11 protein-coding genes are annotated in these 17,793 nt (G+C 37.7%); 1 reads left to right on the forward strand and 10 read right to left on the reverse strand.

What is annotated here, in order from left to right; genetic code table 11:
* Positions 1-224 precede the first annotated feature (224 nt).
* Positions 225-1,079 (forward strand): AraC family transcriptional regulator, encoded by an 855-nt coding sequence (locus tag EDD61_RS07515; protein ID WP_132224857.1) that lies wholly within the window; start codon positions 225-227, stop codon positions 1,077-1,079.
* 35 nt (positions 1,080-1,114) lie between these two features.
* On the opposite strand, the gene EDD61_RS07520 is transcribed toward EDD61_RS07515, so the two are convergent.
* The 10 genes from EDD61_RS07520 to EDD61_RS07565 form a co-directional block, all read right to left on the reverse strand.
* Positions 1,115-2,266: a D-alanine--D-alanine ligase family protein gene (locus tag EDD61_RS07520; RefSeq protein ID WP_026006742.1), complete on the reverse strand. Its 1,152-nt coding sequence runs from the start codon at positions 2,264-2,266 to the stop codon at positions 1,115-1,117.
* 69 nt (positions 2,267-2,335) lie between these two features.
* Positions 2,336-3,907: a Mur ligase family protein gene (locus EDD61_RS07525; protein ID WP_132224859.1), complete on the reverse strand. Its 1,572-nt coding sequence runs from the start codon at positions 3,905-3,907 to the stop codon at positions 2,336-2,338.
* Positions 3,904-4,617: an alpha/beta fold hydrolase gene (locus tag EDD61_RS07530; RefSeq protein WP_008687156.1), complete on the reverse strand. Its 714-nt coding sequence runs from the start codon at positions 4,615-4,617 to the stop codon at positions 3,904-3,906. Before EDD61_RS07530 ends, EDD61_RS07525 begins: the two co-directional genes overlap by 4 nt.
* A 126-nt stretch (positions 4,618-4,743) precedes the next feature.
* Positions 4,744-6,111 (reverse strand): sensor histidine kinase, encoded by a 1,368-nt coding sequence (locus tag EDD61_RS07535; RefSeq protein WP_132224861.1) that lies wholly within the window; start codon positions 6,109-6,111, stop codon positions 4,744-4,746.
* Positions 6,111-6,770: a response regulator transcription factor gene (locus tag EDD61_RS07540; protein WP_008687150.1), complete on the reverse strand. Its 660-nt coding sequence runs from the start codon at positions 6,768-6,770 to the stop codon at positions 6,111-6,113. Before EDD61_RS07540 ends, EDD61_RS07535 begins: the two co-directional genes overlap by 1 nt.
* Before the next feature lie 266 nt (positions 6,771-7,036).
* Positions 7,037-10,345 (reverse strand): thioester domain-containing protein, encoded by a 3,309-nt coding sequence (locus EDD61_RS07545; protein ID WP_132224863.1) that lies wholly within the window; start codon positions 10,343-10,345, stop codon positions 7,037-7,039.
* Positions 10,339-11,223 (reverse strand): class C sortase, encoded by an 885-nt coding sequence (locus tag EDD61_RS07550; RefSeq protein ID WP_132224865.1) that lies wholly within the window; start codon positions 11,221-11,223, stop codon positions 10,339-10,341. Before EDD61_RS07550 ends, EDD61_RS07545 begins: the two co-directional genes overlap by 7 nt.
* Positions 11,204-12,040 (reverse strand): class C sortase, encoded by an 837-nt coding sequence (locus EDD61_RS07555; protein ID WP_117548144.1) that lies wholly within the window; start codon positions 12,038-12,040, stop codon positions 11,204-11,206. The genes EDD61_RS07550 and EDD61_RS07555 overlap by 20 nt, the downstream gene beginning before the upstream one ends.
* Before the next feature lie 21 nt (positions 12,041-12,061).
* Positions 12,062-13,627 carry a SpaH/EbpB family LPXTG-anchored major pilin gene (locus EDD61_RS07560; protein ID WP_132224867.1) on the reverse strand — a complete coding sequence of 522 codons (1,566 nt, stop codon included), beginning with the start codon at positions 13,625-13,627 and terminating at the stop codon, positions 12,062-12,064.
* A 53-nt stretch (positions 13,628-13,680) separates the two neighbouring features.
* The gene (locus EDD61_RS07565) at positions 13,681-17,622 is read right to left on the reverse strand and encodes a SpaA isopeptide-forming pilin-related protein (RefSeq protein ID WP_132224869.1); all 3,942 of its coding nucleotides are present in this window, start codon (positions 17,620-17,622) and stop codon (positions 13,681-13,683) included.
* Between the last annotated feature and the right edge of the window lie 171 nt (positions 17,623-17,793).

Consider the following 17,793-nt stretch of genomic DNA (forward strand, 5'->3'; position numbering starts at 1 on the left):
GTGTTATCTGACAACATTGTATGTATTCCCTATAGTCTTGTCAAATGACCTAATCCTTCATTTTCCCCATTTTTGTAACAAGATTTCTAAAAAAAGAATCGATTTATCGAGCTTTTTCCTCTTCATTTTGATTTTTTTAGATATATTGGCAAGTTTGTTTTTTTAACAATATCTTGTCAACTATGAATTTTTTCTATATAATGGTAAAAAAGGGAGGACAGATCATGAGTATTCAGCGTTATCAGATGGAAGATATGCCTCGTTTAGATAAAATGTCTTATCGTCTTTTGTATATTTCTACATCACGCTATGAAGGGGACTGGCATAGTACGCCACATGCGCATCATTGCACCGAACTATTTTATGTAATCCGCGGCAAAGGAAGCTTTCTTGTCAATGATAATGTGTTCGATGTACGTGAAGATGACATGATCATTGTCAACCCAAACGTCGTACATACTGAGATGAGTCGTGGTGATTCCCCATTAGAATACATCGTATTGGGAATTGAAGGATTGCAGTTCACCAGCTTTTCTGAACAAGAAGATGAAGAGGAAGAGGAAGAAGAAAAAGATTATAGTGTACATAACTATTATGAATTTAAGCATGAAATCCTGTTTTATTTGAAGACCTTATTACAAGAGATGGAAGAAAAAGACAACAACTTTGAAGTTGTCTGTCAAAACTTATTAGAAGTACTAATTATTAATATGGTTCGTCGTACGAAAGCAAATTTGTTGATTGCGCCTGCAAAAAAAGTGGCCAAAGAATGCCGCTTTGTGGAACAATACATCAACAATCATTTCCGTGAAGAAATATCCCTCGAATTACTAAGTGAAAAAGCCTTTATGAACAAGTTTTATCTCGTACATGCTTTTAAACAATACAAAGGAATCTCTCCCATCAACTATTTGATACAATTGCGAATCAAAGAGGCGAAAGAGCTTTTATCGACAACCAATTATTCCATTTCCCAAATTTCCGAATCAAGCGGGTTTTCTTCCCAATCCTATTTCTCACAAGTATTTAAGAAAGAAACCGGCATGACGCCGAATGAATATCGAAAAACCGTTCACTAACCTATGTACAGATGGTAAAACACCATCTGTTTTTTTTACAATTGTTTACTGCCCCCTTTTGCCTGCAATTGTAATACATTTGTATCAAAGCTCACAATGCGCTTTTCTTCTCTACGCCAACGTTTCATGCCTAACTGGATCAGTTCCTCTAACAGTTTTGTAAAAGTCAGACCACTGGCTTCCCATAAATAATACGCTAAAGAACCCGGAATAGAATTAATCTCATTGACATAAATATCTTTCGTATCCGCATTCATCAAAAAGTCAATACGGACAACCCCTTCCGCCTGCAGCGCTTGAAAGCTTGCCAATGCATAGGACGTAATTTCTTGCGCTTCTTCTTTTTCTAAGGAAGCCGGTACGCGACGATTGGTACCAGCCATTCCTTTACTTTTCGCATGTCCTTCATATTTGTCCTGAAAGGATAAAATTGTATCCTGTTTTACAACTTCTTCTAGGACACTGCATTTGGCATCTTCCATATCCCCTAACACAGATGCGTTTATTTCTCTTAATGGGGTGATCACCTTTTCAATGACGATCTTATCATCATATTGAAATCCCTCTTCCATCGCTTTCTTTAATTCCTGCGCATTTTGTACTACCGCAATCCCAATACTACTGCCAAGATTGCTTGGTTTTATGATCATCGGATAGCCAAGGCGCTGTGCTTTCGCAAAGAATGCTTCCTCTAATGGCTCTTGTTTCCACCAATAAAACCATGGTACTAAAGGTAACCCTTGATCTTGCAGGATCATTTTCATAGCTACTTTATCTTGTCCTAAAGCACCGGATAATACACCACACTGCGCAAACGGTACATGCAAGGTCTTTAAAAAGCCTTGAAAGCTTCCATCCTCTCCGTTTGTCCCATGTAAAATCGGCAGTACAAAGTCAATTACGCGAGATGTTTTCCAAAAGTGATGTTTTTTCCATTGCATCAACACCCGTTGATGCTCACGTACAAGCTGAACTTCATAATTTTCCTGCGTAACCTTTGTTAAATCTTGAAATACCTCCGTTTTTTGAAATGAGGCATCACTATACATTCTTCCATCCTTGGCAATATATAAAGGTACGATTTCATAAGCATCTGGAAAAGCCGCAATTGCCTGCATTGCTGAAAGGATACTGATCTCATGCTCAACGGAAACACCGCCAAAAGCTATGGCAACACTTAATTTCATAACATCCATCCCTTTCCTATTCGCATATTTCAGTCTATGCAATAGCAGGATAGGCGTTACGCAATCCGCTTAGTGGTTAAAAGCGTCCGGTAAATCATTTTCTAATAAAACATAGGCGTCCTTTTCTTTAATCTGTTGTAAACAGGCAAAGGCTTCTTGAATATTCGTTACGACATGCAATCTTTCTATCGGAAACTTCTTAGCGATTAAGCCTTTTTTTATTTTTTCGGTCTGTGTTGGGCCTACCAATATAACATCATCTACACATGCAGCCATATAAGCTCCCAGCAGTTCATTTTCTTTATCCTGTGCATACCCCAAGTCAATCAGACCGGGGGTAATGATGATACGCTGTTGGGGCATTTCTCTTAACACATCCAACGCATAACGAGCCCCCTTAGGATTGGCATTATATGCATCATCAAGCAGTGTATAATCCGCCATCTGTTTCTTTTCTAAACGATGGGTTACATAAGGCAGCTGTTCACATTGCTTACCCAAAGCATCCCAGGACATTCCTAATTGATGTGCTACCGCAACCCCACAAGTGATATTCATCAGATTATGTTCCCCTAACAAACGGGTATGAAAAACATGAGCAACGGCCTTATGCGTAATGGTAAAACGGCTGCCTTCTTCATCATAAGAAACATTTCCATACCGATAATCTGCTAACATATCCTTACCAAACCAGATGACACGGCAATGAACACGTAATGGATAAGAACGTATCCATTCATTATCCGCATTTAAAAATCCTATTCCCTGTCTGCCTAATTGCTCAATCATCTGCATTTTTTCATGCAAAATGTTTTCCATACTATGAAACGTAGCCAAATGCTGTTGGCCAACGGCTGTTACAATACCATATTGGGGTCTGACAAACTTCATCAGCTCTTCAATCTCATGAACATGATCGGCTCCCATTTCGCATAGAAACAGTTCATGCAGTGGCTGTAGATATTCCAAGATGGTCTTTGTAATTCCCATGCGATTATTATAGGACTGTGGAGTCGCCAAGGCATACCAATCTTCTTTCATCAGCTGGTACAATACATTTTTCACACTTGTTTTCCCATAACTTCCTGTAATACCTATGATACAAAGATTTTCATGATCCCGCAGTTTTTTCGCTGCTTTCTGCATATAAGACTGTTGGATAAAGCGCTCGATAGGTAACATGATACATGCCGATACAAGAATAAGCACCCATGGCAAAAAGTAGAGGTATGGCGTAAAGAAAATCTGCCAAAAGATATTGCCATACTGTTGCAATACCCATAAAATCACAAACATCAGGAAAAGTTGCATCCCATATAACCGTTTTGCTCTTGGCGTAAATACCAACGGCTTGCGATATTCACTTTGTTCTTCTTTGCGCCACATCAAGTAACCATATATCAATAGCAACATGCTTAATAACAGCTGGGGAAATTGATCGTTTGAAATAAAAAATAAACCATATATCAAAAAAAGCAACAATACTGTCTTCACCAAATGTTTGCGCAGCACATATAACTGTTGTTTCAGCCATGGCAGATAGCGATCATTGCGATAGCGATTTTGCTGGAACATATGCAGACTTTTTTTCAAGGGCACAAGCACAAAAAACAGATAACTACATAGCATGAAGGTTTTCATGAGATGCCCTCCAGAAAAGCATCCACAATAGCCTTAAAGCGAAGACTTTGATGAAAGTATGCAAAGTGATCATCTTTGGCTAATGTCACAAGGGTCGCATGCGGCATCAATGTTTCCATCATTTTTCCCATCCATAAAGGCGTTTGTTCATCTTGTTCCCCCCATACTAAAAGCGTTTCAACTTTTATCTTCGCTAATTCCGGTGTAATATCATCATTCACACTTTTTACCAGCACACTGCGCATGATATCACTAGCCTGTTGATAATCAACACTGCCCATTTGTATCTGACGATGCCATTTTTTCATGAACTTATAACTATACACACGGATATAATAAGAAATCCCATGTTTTTTACGTATGCCGGCAGCTCCGGTTAAGATCATTGCCTGAAGCGGATATTGCAATGCATAATGAAATGCAATGCGGGCGCCAAAGGAATGGGCAATAATGATCGGTTGATTTATTTCATAGTAATCACATAGCTCATGCATGGCACTCGCATATTCCTTGAGGTCCCAAGCATGATCGGGTTCTTCACTTTCACCAAACCCCGGTAAGTCTAAATTGACAACTTTATAGTGCTCACATAAATGATCTTGGAGAAATTTCATCATATAGGCATTTTGGCCCCATCCATGTAAGAGGAGAATGCCCTGCCCTTCTCCTTTTACGGTGACATTTAACTTACAATTATGAATCCTGCACATACACATCCTCCATTCGTTTCAGTATATGAAAAAAGGAACATGTTTAGACAATATTTTCTTATCCATACGAAAAAAACTCTATGAACATATCGTGTTCACAGAGTTTATTTTCACACAAACAAATAATTATCGTCCTTTTTTAGTTTCTGTTTTGGGTTTATTAATACGGAAAATAACACCATCGGCTGTATTTTCTCCACATACCTCATAATGATTCGCGTTAACGACTTTGGATACGATACTTAATCCTAAGCCAAACTTACCGCCTTGCCCTTTTTCATATGGTTTAAAGAGTACTTTGATACGATCTTCATCCATACATGGGCCATCATTGGCAATCGTCAAACCTTCTTCTTCACTCAAGTGAATATTGATGGTCGTTTTCGCATAACGCAATGCATTTTCTAAAATGTTTTCCACGGCAACGCGCCAAGGTTCGGCCAATCCATCAAACCACACTTCTTCCAAATCTGTCTGAATGGTGATTTCCGGCTTTATGAATTTGGTATTTTGCACAACTGTTTCCACGATTTCCTGCATATTGCTGGAAATACCTTCACAATCCTGTGAAATCAGATATTCAACACGATTCATGAACAACAAGGAATGTACTTTTGCCTCTAAACGATCCGCATTTTCAATGATAACATCAACACTTTTCTCCAAGGTATCGTATGGATAAATACCATCTTTGATACTTTCTCCATAAGATTTAATCGTCGCAATCGGTGTCTTTAAGTCATGTGATATATTGTGAATCATTTCTTCCTTCGTCTTTTCCTGACGCAATAACTCATCTCGCATGCTGACCAGAGCATCCGCCAATTCCCCGATTTCATCCTTGCGATTTACATGCAGCTCAGCATCTTTTCCCAGTTTCACACGTTCAATATAATTACGTATCTGATTCAATGGATGAATGAGCGTAATGACCCACATCATTAATACGATAAAGAAGAAACCAACGACGATTACCGTGATATAGACAACACTGTTTACTAAAACATTTTCCAGCTTATCCATATTATCGCTATAGGTTTTAGAAATCAAATACTGTTTATCTGTGATGCGCAAAACACTGTAATAAGAATCCAGATCATTGCTGGCATTCTTAAAGATTCCATGATATTTTTCCAAATTTCCTCGCATGACCTTAAGCAAATCATTGCGAATCTGTTCCCATTCCCGACTGTTTGTATCAATATTTTTTTCTGCCGGGGCAATCAAGATAGGGGTATCACCATTTTTGATCATGACCGGATAATTTTCAATATTACTGGCATTGCTGTACGCATCCAGCGTTGCATTTGCACTGATCAAAGTACTTTGTGTATCATCTAGCGATTTAAATATCTGTTCTTTAATTGCGTTATTAACACTGCCATTGACATATACAAAGAAGAAGACCGCAAAAAAAGTAACGAAAAAGAAAATCAGCGCAAACAGCTGTTGTGTTAAAGACAGCTGTTTAATGAATTCATTAAAGCGTTTCATTAGCCTAAACGATAACCATAGCCATAAATCGTATGAATGTTCAGATTTGGCAGTTTCTTACGCAAGCGACGCAGCGTATCATCAACGACACGATCACTTCCATAATAGTTTTCTTCCCATACATTCGTTAAGATGGCTTCACGGTTAAATGCCATACCTTTATTTTTAATAAACATCATCAACAAATCAAATTCCTTAGTGGTTAAATCAATTTCTTTTCCACCGTCAAAAACCTTGCGTTGTTCTTCATCAAGTTCATACCCATCTACCATGATGCGGTTATTGTCATTACGATAGACGCGCTTCATCACATTGTTCACACGTAAAACCAATTCCTTTGGTGAAAAAGGTTTTGTGATATAATCATCACTTCCTTTTTCCAATCCAATGATACGGTCAAATTCTTTATCACGTGCTGACATAAAAATAACCGGGATATCTTTTCCCTGTAAACGGATTTCTTCAATTAAGTCAAACCCGCTCTTATCATCCAGCATGATATCCAAGATCCATAAGTGTACATCATCGTCACCGACATGGGCACTGGCCTCTTCATACGTATAATAGGAACGAACCTCATAGCCTTCTTTTTTTAAATATTGATTCACTAGGTCGTTGATTGCTTTTTCATCTTCGACCACACAAATTACTTTTTTCATAAGACTTCACCTCTTTCCTTTATTTTAGACCAAATTATGTGAAAAAAAAAGGGATTTTGAAATGTCCCTTAAGTTTCACATAAAATAACATCAGTTTTTATGGTTTTTCCTATAAATCAAATAGCCAAAAGCATAAAACATAAAAAAACTCGTTTTTTTATCCTATTTTCCCTATTTACCGAAAACCTTCAAGATACCACATCACCCCAAGGTGAATGCCCCTTTCATTCACCAAATATAGATGATGTGTTTTGTTTTTTCTATACTTACAGATGCTTTCTTTCCCTTTGCCATTGTCTCCACCCAAATCCTAGTAGCATTAACATACCGCCCCAAAGAAGATAATGGTTTGTTCCTGTAAATCCGGTATCTGGTATGGTCTGCTGTTGATAATTGGGCAAACGATAAGATGCTGTGGAAGATTCTTTCTTAAAGGCTGGAGTACCCGTAACATTCCCCACGATTCCCGTTACTTTAAATTCTTTTTCTTGTGCATCATAGCATAACTTCCACGATCCATCCGGCAATAAGTATCCACTCGGTGCTTTGTATTCCATCAACCGATATTCTTTATCTATGGAGAGTTCCGAAAATGTCACATTTCCATCGCCTGCTGAAATCACACGTTTCTTAGCCTTCCAGCAAGCAGATGAGGAAATCAAATTACCATTGTTATCGACCTTTAATTGCTCATTTGTATGATCATGAGAAGTACTTGTACAGTTCAATTCATAAATGCCAAAACTTGCATTTGCTAAGGGGACATCATTCATTGTCGTTTTGGTAAAGGTAAAATCAGCTGTCTTATTTATCGTATTCATAAATACCACATGATTTTCGCCCTTTTCAATTACACCATTGATTTTATTATCATAATATATCGTTTCATCATTCACCTTTATGGATACGTTATAGTTATTACTTTGTTCTGAATCCAGTGTTTCCTGAATAAAATATTTCTCATTAACATCAATCGAAGGAAAGACCAGCTTTTCTTTATGCTTTAATTCGGCATTTAAAATACCATAAGAAGTGGTGATATCTTTTTGCTTAGAACCATCGGCATTATATATTGTAGCGCTATATTTCTTTGAAACGGCATCTTGGAACATGACTGTAAACTTAAACGTCTCATTTAGATTATCACCGATTACCTGTTTTTCAATTTCTAAAGATGTCGCTTTTTGATCCATTACTTGTATAACGGTTTGTTCCATAAAAAGACCTGCTACATTTTTACCATTCAAGTTAAATTTGTACATAGTATCTGTGCCGCTATAACGTTGTTCTACCTGAAGTTTTCCCCAACCGCTATCCGTTTGTAAAAAGGATGGACCACTCTCTACATCATAAATCCCATCAGTATTGCTAGCGTGATATTTCAAATTCGTGGTTTGCGGTTGTTTTATATACGTACCCGTAAATGTATCTGCGGTTGATAATTGCATTTTCATATCTTGAAGTGTCGTATCGATATCATCTGCTTGCGCATAAGGTAGAAAGCTTGCGATGACATTTTTTATATGCTTTTTCACAAGAATTCCATCATCTTGTTTTTTTGCATTCGCAAACACGCCTTGATCCGTTACCTTGATTTCAACGATTTCTTCATTCAAATCATAGCCTAGCGGAGCTTTCGTCTCCTTTAAATAATATGTTCTTCCACTTAACAAAGGCTGATTTTGCGCTCCAAAGCAGGCCTGTCCCTTTGCATCTGTTGTTTGCTGCTCATAAGGGATATCCTTAACAATTGTGATCGTACCATTTTCATTCTTAATATTGTCTTGGTCATAAAGCGTGAATTGGGCATCGGCTAATGCTTTGCCATCCACATTAACTTTTTCAACACTGAATTGGTTTCTTTTGTTTGTTAAGACAATAGTAGAGGAATAGCATACCTCATCTGGCAATTTGGAAAAGCCATTCAAACAATTGCCCGCATGATCACAAAGTCGTATGTAAGTATCATATCGTGGAAGAGGAGGTGGTGTTGGCATGACTTCCCATACCATATTCGTGCTAGTGTAATTATATGGCAAATCCATGATTGCCTCATACGTATTATCTGCACCTAAGGATAATACTATTGGATTAGCCTGATATGCCTCTGCGTACTTACTTTCGCCCTGTGTACTGGTACTTTTCCATGTTTTTGATGTTGTTTGATAGAGCAACCTTCCTGTATCCGTATCTTCAATAAAAGCAGCCACATTCGGGTATTGCGCCTTGTTATTATCAATTTCGCTGTTCTTGTTAAAACGGATCTTTTGTTTCACTTGTGTGATAGCACCACTTTCCCATTGGTTCTTCACAATAAAATATGGATGATCTGTATCACCGATAAGTGCTAGATGTACATCCGCTGCTTTTTGATAACCAGCAGGAGCCTGTTCTTCTTTTAATACATAATACTTACTTTTGGCACGTAAAGCGGCTAAGGTTAGATCGGTATTCACGTTAGGATCTACGCTAATGTTACCTTTTGTATCGGTGATGCCTGTAAATACAGGTGTATCCTGCTGAATCGCATAGGAACTATCTGCGACATACAATGAATAGGTCGCATTTGCTATTGGTTTCCCTGTATCATCAATCTTTTTTAAATCCCATGTTTCATAAGGCTTTATCCAATTTACATTTAGATTTAGCGATACAAAATCCGTAACCGTAATCGTTCCTTCGGTCTGATTATTTCCACCAGGCGAAAAAGCAAGTGGTGCATATCGGTATAAATTTTCGCCCTTCAGATTCTTATACTGTTTATTTTCTAAATCTATGCGCTTAGTCTCTAAATAAAAACTCTGTCCACCATATACCGTTCCGGTTCCACCCGTCTGTGTTTGCCCTGTTGTTGTGTTATGAAGTGTTACCCCATCTTCTAATGGAATATATACAGCAACTTTGCTTACCGCTTGCAGCGTAATCGTATTGGTTCTTTGTATTTTATTGTTTGGATCATAAGTAGCTTGTAAGGTATCATTGTTAAACTGCAAGATATTTGGTGATGGATAGCTAGTAATTAGATTATATACGCCTCTTAATCCAATACCATGCTGATCCCACCAATCAAATCCATGTCCCCCATACAAGTCACCACTATAAGCATAGGATGCCAAAATATGGGTGTAAAGATAAGCAATATCTTCCGTTTCCGTAAGGAATACGGATTGTCCCGCACCCCCATAGGCATAATATAAAACTTTTAAGAGATTATCATTATTCACTACCGTCGTCTCATAATTACCATTAGGAGGTGTATTTTTACTTGCCTCCAGACAATATGCAAGTTTCCCGTCAATGGTTCCCATGACCGTACTCCAATTGCCTAACCAGGAAGGATAATAAATCTCTCGAATACGTACAAAGGAGGAAACACCTCGTGGTTCAGCAACAGCCACGTTTTTATCTGTATCATCTTCTCCATCCTTTTGCTTTACTATCGCATGTTTCTGTCCATCTGTTGCCATGTTCTTAGTGGTTGGTTCCTCACTTTTCGCAAAAGCGATATGATCCATAGTAGAAAAAGAAAAAAGCAATAACATAGCAAAAAGTATTCGTTTCCATTTTCTTACCATCTCTTACCTCCTCTACTCTCCTTCGTTCTATGCTTTTTTATTGAAATACATCCTTTTCGTTTAGCACATAACAATAAGAAGATTACAAAACCACCTAACATACTCATCGTATGAAAAATCTGTTCTTTTTGAATCCATTCTTGACTTGTTTCATATACCTCACTACGTTGTTTAATAGTTCCTTTATGCTCCCCTTTTCTTTCACAGTACACGACATAACGCTGGGTATTGTTCGGATAAGGATGACAGGTGATAAGCGTCACCATATCGCTAGAATCTACAATCTTTACCGCATCAATATCTTTGGGTAAGATGACAACAATTTTCCTTACCGTATACGTTAATGTACGCCAAGGATTGGTGATATGAATATCATCATTGATCTTTAATTTTTCTATATCGCGAAACATAGATGCTCCAGCATATCCACCCCGATGTGCAGCAATAACGCTATTTGTATTTTCGCCACCTATCGGCATACTCGTTTGCGACAGGATTGCAGCGCCTTTGGCGAGATGCTCTTTGCTGGCACCGATGTACAAAGGCAGCTTAATCTTCATGCGTGGTATTTCAAGATAGCCAAATACATTCATAGGAAGGCTTGCCATCTCTTTCGAAAAGATGTTTTCCTCATAACTCCAAGCATCCTTCAGTCCAATCTGTTTTTCTTCATAAATTTGCTTATTATAACGTTCTACTTTCAAATACATATTTTTCGTAATAAGCTTTTTATTCGCTTCAAAGCTATCCAGACATTGTCTAGTTTCCATGCGAAAAGATAGATGTTTCATATCAGGATATAACAACAAAGCAAAGCCGCCGATACATAGCAAGATGGCTAAAAAAGCTATTAAATAGCTAATGTTTCTTTTTTTCATATGCCCGATATCCTTTTTTTAATGCGAAGAAAGCAATACCACCGACAAATACGATCACATATTCCAATTTCCAATTATTTTCTATCCTAATTTCCTTTTCTTGCTCATTTTTATACGCAATACGCCTTCCCCTTACCAATAAGCGATGTGTATTTACGCCATAGGGCGTACAAGTCATTAATGTGATCAGATCTTTTTTACTCTCAAAATGAATGTACTTCATATCCTCAGGTTTGATTATTTGAATATCATCAACTTCATATGCATGCACCTGATCCAGTACATGGATATAAAACAGATCATGTTTTTTCAATTCATCCAAGCGTGAGAATAATTCGGCACTAGGTAAGCCTCGATGAGCGCATATCATCGCATGGTTCCCTTTTCCTCCAATCGGAAGAGATGTCATTTCCAGATGGCCGCCTCCCTTACGCAATACCTTTTCTGCCGTTCCATGATAAATCGGCATATGAACATTCAATTTTGGTATACGAAGATAACACATGACACCATCTTCGCTAAGCCGCAAAACATCTTCATAATTGTTCGGTAAGACAAAACCGCTCCCTAAAACAAAGGGATCATGTACGGGTTGTCCTATTAAATTCTCATTATATATCTTAGCTTTTTCCCATTCTTTTTCTATTTCCTCTTTACTTGCAGTATTCATCTTCGCATCATAGGTCTGTATAACATTCCATTGCTTTTTTTCTGCGATGTAATTGCTAATAGCGGGATATAGAAAAATGGCAGCACCTGTAATAAACAATATTACAGGTGCCAGGAAATAAACACGGTTCCATCTTTTTCTCTTCATTCAGATAAAACCTTAAAAAGCTTAATGAAGGTTACTTTCTTTTTTTCGCATCGTGATCACAAGCGTAGCCGCCCCAATCATTAATCCCAATCCTAAGATGGTAAACAACATGGTGCCCATACCACCTGTCACTGGCAAATCAAAGCCTTTTCCATTTATGACCGTAAATTCTAAAATAATATCATTGATTTTCACTTCTTCACCTAATTGGATAGAACCGGTCTTAGTAACACCAGAGCCAGCATCCAACATACCGTTTGGTTCACTGTCAATCAACGTAAGCGTGATTTCACCATTAGGAAGCACATAGCCGCCATTTGGTGCCTTTGTTTCTTTTAAGATAAATTCACCTGTTGCGATTCCTTCCACCTGCAGCGTACCGGAAGCCCCAGTTGTTAATACTGTTGTTTTTCCTGTTTCAGAAGCTTCTGCTAAACGGTATTCACCATCTGCCATTTTGATAAAGGCTAATGCCTCGCTTCCATTCTTTTTCTTTACTTCAAATTCTGCACCTTGCAGATTCGCATTATTTTCTCCGACCTTATGTAAGATAAAGCCATAAGAGCGTGCTACGACCTGAGTACTGCCTCCATAATTGAAAGGACCATTCACAAAGGCGGTATTAATCAACGCATATTCAACATTCTTATTCACTGTTCCCGTATATCTCAAATATACCATTTCTCCACCATGGGCAGCTACGAAAGCATCATTAAAACGTACTGAGAAAGTTGCATCTGCAGTTGGCGTTTCATATTTTGTAAACCCTGTTGTAAGCTGCGTTGTGCAAGCTTCATCGGCATATACTTTTACATCCTTGTTATATGTCAAACCTTCTGGAAATTTATCGCCAACATTGACATATCTGTTTTCAACATCTGGTGCATAAGCAGGGATCGTGGCACTGATCGTATACGTAAGCTTCTGCCCCACTTCCACTGTCTCATCATCAATTGTTTTAGCAATCGTACCATCTGAAGACTTTAAAGATACGGTAGTGTTTTTCAGATTCCAAACTCCATTGTCAAACGTTGGGGTTAAAATCGCTGTAGTTGGCTTATAAATACGAGAAGAATATTTTCCCGGTGCGGATGGCTCTGGTGTAGCTAACACAAGATATCCCCCCATGTTAGAATTCGGAAATGCTACACTACCATCTGATTTTTGCGATGCGGTTACCCCTAAATCTAAAGTACCATTTCTAATATCTTTTGCCATGGTCTGCCAGAATTCATCCTGTTTTGCAGTATCCATAGAACCGTTAAATTCATCTGTTACAGCATTATGGATATCACCAGTTTTCGCTATGTAATTTGTACCATGGGCATTATCATATGCTTTTACCCATTCCATAACATCCGGATGCCATAAATACATAGGATTCTTTGGTGTATTGGTTGTACTATCTACATCCACACCGATAACCTTATATAATTCAACATTCGTATCACCTTTTATACCTGAAACAGTAATCATAGCAGTTGAAGATGGCGTAATAGCAGCTTTTACATTACCGTAGCCAATTGGCACAATCATGAGTAACATAACAAATATTGCCATCATTTTTGTAAATTTCGTTTTCATCATTCCTTACCTTTCCTTTCTGAATAATTTGTATGATCTAAAACATAAATATGTTTTTAGCCTCCCTCCCTTCTGGTTCGATAACGGTACATCCCAAAACCTCCAAGCATTAGAAGAATACCTCCTATTACATAAGCGATTGTATTTCCGCCATGCCCTGTGGAAGGCAAATCATTAGGCTGATAATTCGGCAAACGATAGTCTGCTGAAGACATATTTATTTTTTCAAAGGCAGGAGTACCTGTCACTGAACCAACAATTCCGTTCACGATAAATTTCTTTGTTTGTGTATCATAGGATAATTTCCATTGCCCATCCGGTTGTAAATAGCCGCTAGGAGCTTTATACTCTATCAAACGATATTCCATTTGCGTGTTTAAGTCATGAAATAGCACTTCTCCCGTTGCGGCAACCGAATTTGTATCAGCAAACTTCTTCCAGCATTTTTCGGTAGTATCTTTTAGCTGTCCATATTGATCAACCGATATCTTTTCATTCGCATGATCATGTGTATCCTCTGTGCAATTCAATTCATAAAGTACAAAACCTGCTCCTGCTAATGGCACTTGCTTATTTGTCGTTTTTATAAACCGAAAGTCTGCTTTACTATGAACCGTATTTGTAAAAACAACTAAATTTTCCCCATACGCAATCGTTCCGTTGATTGACGTCTGTTTTTTAACTTCGCCTTGATTTACTTGCACTGATACGTCATAAGAAGCAGGAATATTGATTTCGGCAATCTCATAGCTTGTCTGATAGTTCATAGTAGGTATTCGCAATGTTTCTTTATCCTTTAAAGAGAAAGTTGCTTCTTTGTCGATTGTCATTGTCTGAATTAGATTTCCAGAAGCATTATAAATTTCAGCTGTATAGCTTTGTGCTTTAGGCTCTGTGAGTTTGATCTTAAATGTAAAGGCACTTGACGTCGCTTCGCCATCCACTTGTTTTTTAATTTCAAGTGAAGATACTTTCTGATTGGTAACCTGCACAATTGTCTGATCTTTAAATGAACCTGCAACATTTGTGCTATTTAATTTTTGTTTGTTTGCATTTACCGAGGCGCTGTCATGTTCCAAACATTGCTGCAGATTTAAACGGCTCCATCCCACATCTGTTCCTAGATACGCTTTTCCTGTGATGCTATCATAACCAGTTGCTGTATATTGCAAATGCGTACTATCGGGTTGTTTGTTCCATGTGCCATCTAAATTATCGGTTGTTTCTAATTGCATCTTTAGACCATGCAAAGTAGCATCGATACCATCTGCATCGGCATATTGCAGCATGCTGCTATACAAAGAATCGATACCTTTTTTCACATAGATCCCATCGTTTTCTCTATTCGCATTTACCGATACTCCATTCGTATCGACAACCACCTTCACGACGAGATCATTTTTCACATAGCCAGCCGGTGCTTTGGTTTCGATGATATAATATGTTCCCGCAGAAACGGCAAACTTCGCACCTCCGCGTAATGTCACACCATCCAATGCTTCTGTAAGATTTTTCGTGGTGACTGTTTGCAAAACTTTCGCTCCACTATTGATCGTATAGGTTCCATCTTCCTTAACGTTTAGACCACTTTCTTCATACATCGCAAATTCTGCTCCCGTCAATGGCTCTTGAGCAGCATCAAGTTTTTGAACAAGTAGGGTATCCGCAACATCAGTAATCTGGAGTGTAGCTCCATATGTATAAGAATAACCGGTCGCCACATCTAATTCATCTATTTCATATGTATAATTTATTTCATCAACACTACTTTCCATACTATAATAATATGCAATTTTAAAATCGGAACCACCGGCAAAATCATACGCATTGATATTTCCCGGCAGCGGAATATTTTTTCTATTTTCCCCTGTCATTCCTTTTTCAACTAGCACATTAGGATTTTTACGGATAGCTGTTTTTAAGGAAGTAAAACTACCATCTTTTGCTACTTTCCATCCATCCGCATCGTTTCCATACACCGGTTTCCACACACCATTATCGTTTTTCATAACGACAGCAAATATGATACCGGAAGATAATGTTATATACGTACTATCATAATTCAAGGAACTGCCATCTTTCTTCTTTATCGTCTTCAAATTAAAAGTAGGAGCTATGTTTGTTCTTGCAAATGCACCACTATTCCATTGATTGTTCACCTTTAATGCATAGTTACTGCCGGCTTTTACGAATTGCAATTGTATATCCTTCGTTTGGCGATATCCTTGCGGCGTTCCTGACTCTTTTAAGACAAAGTAATTGCTAATGTTTTTTAAGCTTTCTAATGTGAATGGATTGCCTTCATCATCCATAAATGCCGCATATCCATTTTTATCTGTAATAATTTTGCTGACTTCATTTAATGTCTGATAGGAAGCATCTGCTTGATACAAGGAGAAAGTAGCATTTTCTAACGCTTTGCCATTTTCGTCCGTTTTTATAAGAGAAGTTTCTGTTTTAGGTATTAAATTATATCGTAAACGTAAATTTGCTTGTGCATGTCCTCTTTCTAAATAGAAAAATTTCAAAGTATGTATGGTATCATCCGCAAATGTATTGCCACTAAAGCCGGTAGTGGTTGCTTTTCCTGCTGCTTCAAAAGCTGCTTTGATTGTTGTTCTTTTATCAAAATTGGTACCTATATTTCCATAGACTCTAACCTCACCTGTTTGGAAATTAATATCTAAATTCGTTGCCGCATGACAGCCACCAACATCCCCAACAAGTACACCATCGATAAACACCCATACATCATCATCTCCCATAAAGCTATATGTCACAGGTTTCCCTCTGTTTGTACCTCCTTTTTGTTGCACAAAGGATGTCGTCATGGTAAGCCCAAAATAATGATTTAGTTTTGCATCTACTTCAGATAAGATTTTTGAAGATAGTTTCCCATTCGTTTCTTGAAACATATCCGATGCACTATTGAGTGGAAAAAATTGCCCACCAGATAAGCCTTTATTCTCTTTCATAGCTGGCGTATCATATAACGTAAAGGTTTTTTGTTGTTTATTAAGCTCGGCAAAGTTTTCATCACTATTGTATGAGTAATAACCATCTTTATCGATTTGCAATAATCCTTTCACATTTTCATATGATTTTTTTCCACCTGTAAAAATATTATTATTTAGATTGGCAGGGTCAAATAAATAATCAAGTATATCAAAGTCTTGTACAAAAATATTACTATTTGTGCTATCCTTGTCACCACTTAAGCTAGAACTTTTTAATCTAGGGTATCCATCCTTATTGGTATTCCCATTTTTATATAAGACATTTTCAACAATTCCTTGTTTCGGGGTAGAGGAACTATCCGTTGTATTTGCCCAACCATAATTCGAGCCGATTCCAAATAGCAATCCATGACGAACACCAACATCTACACCTTTAAAGCCATTGATGCCATATAAACGATATTCCTCTTTAAATATATTATCGGGATCATTTTCATTCGTTATCCAATAATCAAACAGATCAATTTTTGTACTTGATGGGCTAATTCCCTTAATCGTATGATCTGCCAGCGATTGCAACGCGATGTCGGTTTCTTGAAAACAAACAGTACAGGACAATTCTGCGGCTTCTTCTGATAAATGATACGTTGGATCAACAATCGTCGCTGAAATAACATAGTTTCCTGTCCAGATAGGTTCTGGTATCTCGGTTACATCCCATGCTATTTTAAGTGGTTTTTGTCCACCATTCTCATGTACAAGAATTTCAGAAGGCAGCAACGTCAGTAACTGACGGTGTGATATCGGATTCTTTTGACTTGCCCCTGACACAGGCAATTCCCAATCTTGCTTTTCCGTTTTAACGATATTTACATCCTTTGGCCAACTCCATTGATAGATCATAGAGGTCGTGGTGCTAACATCTTCTGTCTCACTGGCATAAAGTACATCAACTTTTGTAAAATGAGTCATCGCACAGACATCTGCTAATAATAGAAAAGAACAAAAACCTAATAGCAATTTTTTAATATTCTTACTCATAAAGCGTCTCCTTTCTCACGTTTTACAAACGATGAAGTAAACCTTTTTATGCCATTACATTAAAGAATATATACAAAGAGGCTGTAACGAATAAGAAATAGCCTCACAAATAAAAATACGTCAAACTCATAAGAGAATGGCGTATTTTTTTGGTATAATTTAACTATGGAA

Source organism: Longicatena caecimuris, from assembly GCF_004341945.1.
GTDB classification, from domain to species: domain Bacteria; phylum Bacillota_I; class Bacilli_A; order Erysipelotrichales; family Erysipelotrichaceae; genus Longicatena; species Longicatena caecimuris.

What these genes read in the sequence shown, in the direction of transcription:
- EDD61_RS07515 (WP_132224857.1), top strand. Translation starts at nt 225, where the DNA reads ATGAGTATTCAGCGTTATCAGATGGAAGATATGCCTCGTTTAGATAAA.
- EDD61_RS07520 (WP_026006742.1), bottom strand. Translation starts at nt 2,266, where the DNA reads ATGAAATTAAGTGTTGCCATAGCTTTTGGCGGTGTTTCCGTTGAGCAT.
- EDD61_RS07525 (WP_132224859.1), bottom strand. Translation starts at nt 3,907, where the DNA reads ATGAAAACCTTCATGCTATGTAGTTATCTGTTTTTTGTGCTTGTGCCC.
- EDD61_RS07530 (WP_008687156.1), bottom strand. Translation starts at nt 4,617, where the DNA reads ATGTGCAGGATTCATAATTGTAAGTTAAATGTCACCGTAAAAGGAGAA.
- EDD61_RS07535 (WP_132224861.1), bottom strand. Translation starts at nt 6,111, where the DNA reads ATGAAACGCTTTAATGAATTCATTAAACAGCTGTCTTTAACACAACAG.
- EDD61_RS07540 (WP_008687150.1), bottom strand. Translation starts at nt 6,770, where the DNA reads ATGAAAAAAGTAATTTGTGTGGTCGAAGATGAAAAAGCAATCAACGAC.
- EDD61_RS07545 (WP_132224863.1), bottom strand. Translation starts at nt 10,345, where the DNA reads ATGGTAAGAAAATGGAAACGAATACTTTTTGCTATGTTATTGCTTTTT.
- EDD61_RS07550 (WP_132224865.1), bottom strand. Translation starts at nt 11,223, where the DNA reads ATGAAAAAAAGAAACATTAGCTATTTAATAGCTTTTTTAGCCATCTTG.
- EDD61_RS07555 (WP_117548144.1), bottom strand. Translation starts at nt 12,040, where the DNA reads ATGAAGAGAAAAAGATGGAACCGTGTTTATTTCCTGGCACCTGTAATA.
- EDD61_RS07560 (WP_132224867.1), bottom strand. Translation starts at nt 13,627, where the DNA reads ATGATGAAAACGAAATTTACAAAAATGATGGCAATATTTGTTATGTTA.
- EDD61_RS07565 (WP_132224869.1), bottom strand. Translation starts at nt 17,622, where the DNA reads ATGAGTAAGAATATTAAAAAATTGCTATTAGGTTTTTGTTCTTTTCTA.